Source organism: Tianweitania sp., assembly GCF_032053605.1.
In the GTDB taxonomy this organism is placed as follows: domain Bacteria; phylum Pseudomonadota; class Alphaproteobacteria; order Rhizobiales; family Rhizobiaceae; genus Tianweitania.
This window is the reverse complement of the sequence record NZ_DAMBUH010000125.1, coordinates 4,921-9,468: the sequence shown is the minus strand read 5'-3', so window position 1 is coordinate 9,468 and position 4,548 is coordinate 4,921. Positions and strand designations below refer to the sequence as shown.

General features: G+C 63.0%; 5 protein-coding genes. 1 reads left to right on the top strand and 4 read right to left on the bottom strand.

Annotation, left to right across the window (positions count from 1 at the left end; genetic code table 11):
• A partial coding sequence (gene ctaD, locus RTX98_RS18400) for a cytochrome c oxidase subunit I (RefSeq protein WP_312798243.1) occupies positions 1-2,175 on the bottom strand: 2,175 nt, incomplete at its 3' end.
• 2 nt (positions 2,176-2,177) lie between these two features.
• Positions 2,178-2,834: a cytochrome c oxidase subunit II gene (gene coxB, locus RTX98_RS18395; RefSeq protein WP_312798242.1), complete on the bottom strand. Its 657-nt coding sequence runs from the start codon at positions 2,832-2,834 to the stop codon at positions 2,178-2,180.
• 105 nt (positions 2,835-2,939) lie between these two features.
• Here coxB and RTX98_RS18390 point away from each other — a divergent pair, with 105 nt between their 5' ends.
• Positions 2,940-3,437, top strand: coding sequence for a DUF2231 domain-containing protein (locus tag RTX98_RS18390; protein ID WP_312798241.1), 498 nt, complete (start codon positions 2,940-2,942; stop codon positions 3,435-3,437).
• Here the strand turns inward: RTX98_RS18390 and RTX98_RS18385 are convergent.
• Both RTX98_RS18385 and RTX98_RS18380 read right to left on the bottom strand, forming a co-directional pair.
• Complete coding sequence (locus RTX98_RS18385) at positions 3,418-3,912, bottom strand: CopD family protein (RefSeq protein ID WP_312798240.1); 495 nt, start codon at positions 3,910-3,912, stop codon at positions 3,418-3,420. The genes RTX98_RS18390 and RTX98_RS18385 overlap by 20 nt on opposite strands.
• The coding region (locus tag RTX98_RS18380; protein WP_312798239.1) for a cytochrome c oxidase assembly protein at positions 3,900-4,548 on the bottom strand (649 nt) is incomplete at its 5' end. The genes RTX98_RS18385 and RTX98_RS18380, both read right to left, overlap by 13 nt.

Here is a 4,548-nt window from a genome sequence, read left to right as displayed (position 1 = left end):
GCGAGCGAGATCGCGCAAGGCAAGGCGGCCATAGATCGCGGCGGCGATCATCAGCAAGGAGGCAAGAGCAAGTAAGCCGTAGCTTGGAGACGCGATTACCGGCGGGGGCCAGGCCGGGGCGATCAGGGCCAGGAACACGCAGCCGAACAGGAGGGAGGCGAAGAAGGTGGCGTCGGCGCCCAGCGTAAAGACCATGGCCCACCAGGACGGCGGCCGGTCTGCTTCCCAATGCACCGACGCTGATTGACCATGGCCGATCGGCAGCGGGCCGAGATCCGACTGCGCGCCGGTTGTGCGCGTCCAGCACAAGAGCAAAGTCACTGTGATCGCAAGGGGTAGCAGGGCCAGCCAATAGGCCTTGAACAACAGGCACAGAACCATTGCGCCGGTCGCCAGCCCGGTCCACAGGGGCAGGATCGTGGGCTTGGGCAGAACAATGACTTGGTCCGGCTCGCCTTCAATCATGCCGACGCCCAGCGTTTCCATCCAGCCATAGCGCGCAAAGCCGAGGTAACCGCGTCCGGCGGCGAGCTTCACGGCGTGCTCTTCCGGGTCGAGCCAGTCTGCACGGCTTTGCACGCGCGGAAGAGAGGCAAAGGCATAGGCTGGCGGCGGGGTGGGTGTCGCCCATTCCAGGCTGCGCGCACCCCAGGGATTACGCCGGAAGGCTTTGCCGAAGCGCACTTGCAGGACGATGTCGACCACGAAGAGCGCAAAGCCGATCGCCATCAGGAAGCTGCCGACCGACGAAAGGAGGTTCAGCCATTCCCACTTGGCTTCAGGCGGATAGGACGCGATGCGACGGGGCATGCCGAGCAGGCCCGTCAGATGCATCAGGAAGAAGGTCATGTTGAAGCCGCCGAAGATCAGCCAGAAGGCCGGCACCGACAATTTGTGATCGGACATCCGCCCGGTGATGTGCGGCAGCCAGTAATAGGCGGCGGCAAGCATGGGGAACACGAAGCCGCCGACCAGCACGTAATGCAGATGGGCCACCACGAAATGCGTGTCATGCGCTTGCAGGTTGAAGGGCACCATGGCGAGCATCACGCCGGTCAGGCCGCCAATTACGAAGATCACGAAGAAGCCGGCGAGATAGAGCATCGGCACATCAAAGCGCGGGCGTCCCGATGCCAGAGTGGCGATCCAGGCGAAGATCTGCAGGCCGGTCGGGATTGCCACCAGGCCGCTGGCTGCGGAAAAGAAGGCGAGCGCCAGATGCGGAATGCCGATGGCGAACATGTGGTGGACCCAAAGGCCGAAGGACAGGAAGCCGACGGCGATGATGGCCGCAATGATCGCGCGGTAGCCGACCAGCGGATGCCGCGCAAAGGTCGGGATCATCATCGAGATGGCGCCGGCCGCCGGCAGGAAGATGATGTAGACTTCCGGATGGCCGAACAGCCAGAACAGGTGCTGCCACAGCAAACTGTCGCCGCCGCGAACGGGATCGAAGAATGGCAGGTCGAAGGCGCGTTCGAGCTCGAGCAGGATCGAGCCCAGGATCAGCGGCGGGAAGCCGAACAGCATCATCAGCGCGGTGACCAGCAGATACCAGGCCATGATCGGCAGCCGGTCGATCGACATGCCCGGCGCGCGCATCTTCAGGATCGAAACGGTGATCTCGATCGCGGCCGACAGTGCGGAAATCTCCACGAAGGTGATGCCGAGCAGCCAGATATCGGCATTGATGCCCGGCGAATAGGTGGATGAGCTGAGCGGCGTGTACATGAACCAGCCACTGTCCGGCGCGACGCCGAGAAGCAGCGCCGCGATCAGGATCGAGCCGCCGAAGACATAGCACCAGAAGCCGTAAGCGGTGAGGCGCGGAAAGGCCATGTCACGCGCACCGAGCATCTTGGGCAGGAGATAGATCGCAAAGCCCTCGAACATGGGGATCGCAAACAAGAACATCATCACCGTGCCATGCATGGTGAAAAGCTGGTTGTAGATATCAGGCCCGACAAAAGCGCTGCGCGGGGTGGCGAGCTGCGCGCGGATCAGCATGGCCAGCACGCCGCCGATCGCGAAGAACACGAAAGCCGCGATGATGAAGCGCCTGCCGAGAACCGTATGGTTGACGGCCGACAGGCGGCCCCATCCGGGCTTGGTGTCCCAGATGGCTTGCAGGTCGTGGTGCAGCTTGATCGGCGAACCGGGGCTTGGCTGGTCCATGATTAATGCCCTGCCCCGGATGCACTCAGCTGTTCGACGATTTCTGTGAAGCGCTGCGGTTCGTGGGCTTCCACCGAAAAGCGCATCACAGCATGCCCCTCGCCGCAGAATTCGGCGCAGATGCCGCCATAGTGACCGGGCTTTTCAGCCATCAGCCGGATTGTGTTCGTGTGACCGGGAATGGCGTCGATCTTGCCGCCGAGACGCGGGATCCAGAAGCTGTGGATGACATCGCCGCTGGTGACCGTGAAGTCCACCGGCCGACCGGCGGGGATGTGCAGCTCGTTGAGCGAGAGCGCCCTTTCGCTGCCGGGATAGCGAAACTCCCACTGCCATTGGCGCGCCGTGGCTTCGATGCGCAGCGGCGCTTGTTCGGCATGAACGAACAACCTTTCGCCCAAGGCGAAGGAGGTCGCAACCAGAGCGGCGATTACGGCGGTCGGCATGACGAGCCCGCCGCCCACGATCAGCCAGCGCGCGGAAAGCCAGTGGCGGCCGCGCTGGGTGAAGGAGAGGCACAGGATCGCGGCGACCAGAACAAAGATCACGGCAGAGCCGGCCACCATGATCCACCAGAGATTGGCGACGTTGCGGGCGTTCGGGCCGGCCGCATCCAGTGCAGACAGGTCGCCTGTGCAGGCACCGAGCATCAGGGCCATGCTGAGGATCGGGGCTGGACGAAGCAGCCGGGATGCATATGTCGTGTAGGACGCTTTTGCGCGGGGCTTTCTCGAGCCGAGGTCCGTTTTCAAAGGAGACACTGCATGTCCGATGCCAGCGGCAAGGGTCCCGTGATCGAGGAAGTCCTTGACGAGGACGTGCAATCCACCGTGGCCGTTGCCGGTCATCCCCTGCATGCGATGGGCGTTCATTTCCCCATCGCCCTGGCGATTGCGACACTCGGTGTCGATGTTTTCTACTGGTTCACCGGCGATCCGTTCTGGGTGCGGGTCGGCTTGTGGTCGAGCGGTTTTGCCTTCGCAACCGCTGCCTTGGCCGGTTTGATCGGCACGGCCGAGCTCGTTCTGGTCAGGGGTATCCGCATCCGGGTTGCCAGCTGGACGCATGCGATTGCGGCCATGATGCTGATCGCTATTCTCGGTTTGAACTGGGGTTTTCGGATGCAAAACCCGGAAAATATCCTGCCTCACGGCCTGCTTTTGTCCGTTCTGGCGAGCCTTTTTACCGGTTTGGCGGGCTGGCACGGGGGAAAACTGGTGTTTGATCACGGCATCGGCCTCATCATCTCAGATAAGGAATGAGGTCGCCGAGCAGGCGCGATAGTCCGCCGGGTTCGCGTAGCACATCGGGGAGAAGATCCGGCACGATCGGCTTGGCGAGAACCACGAACAGAACCAGCGTGACGGTCAGCACGGTCGTGGCCGTGGTCGCGACGAAGCGCCAGGGTGGATAGATATAGCCTTTGTCGAACAGGCGGATGATGACCATGCCGGTCAGAGCGTGGATCAGCACCATCACGCCGACAAAAGCCAATTTGACTGAGAACCAGGCTTCAAAGGTTTCGCGCAGGAAGATCAGCACGGTGCCGCTGCCGATCGCGATGAATGCGGCGGGCGAGAGGATCACGACGTAAAGGTAGCGCACCAGCGCCTGCAACTCGTGCAGCGCCGCCTGGTTGGGAACAAGCGCGCGGCGCATGTAAAGGCCGGGCAAACAGATCAGCCCGGCGCTCCAGATCGCGATGGCCGTGATGTGGAGGAATTTCAGCCAGACCATGAAGCCTGGCTCTCTCCTGAAGGTTTCAGCAGCGTCAGCAACCTGACAAGCGCAACGATCAGATAGGGTGCCGCAGCGGGCACCCACATGATGAGGCCGGCCAGCTGCTGGTCTTCGAGGGGCGACAGGCCGAAGGGCTGCGTGGTCAGAGCGTGCGTTTGATAGAGCGCCGTCGTCTGGAAGGTCAGCAAAGCGCCGAGCATGCCCATCTGCACGACGGTTGCGAGCAGCGCCAGAATCGCGGCGGCGGGCTGCGGACGGTGGAACACCTGCTGCCACATCCAAAACGCCGTGCCGACAATTGTCACCTGCATCAGCCAATACAACGCAGCGGAGACGACGGCGTGATCATAAACGGCCGGCGCGTGCCAGAACCAGAAGGTGGCGGCGTGGAGGAGCACGACGAGGGACAGCGATGTGCGGGCGGAAGACAGTGGCCGCACCGGCAGTGCCCAGGCGAACAAAGGCGCGAGGACGGCCGCCAGGACGACGTGGTGGACGGCACGAACGGAAAACAGCGCGGCCGTCAGCCTGCACAAGGGCGATATGAATAGGATGGCGATGCCGAGCGTGCCGAGCAGGAAGGCTACGCGGCGGCGGGCCTCGATACGTGGCACGGCAAGCAGGAGCAGCGCG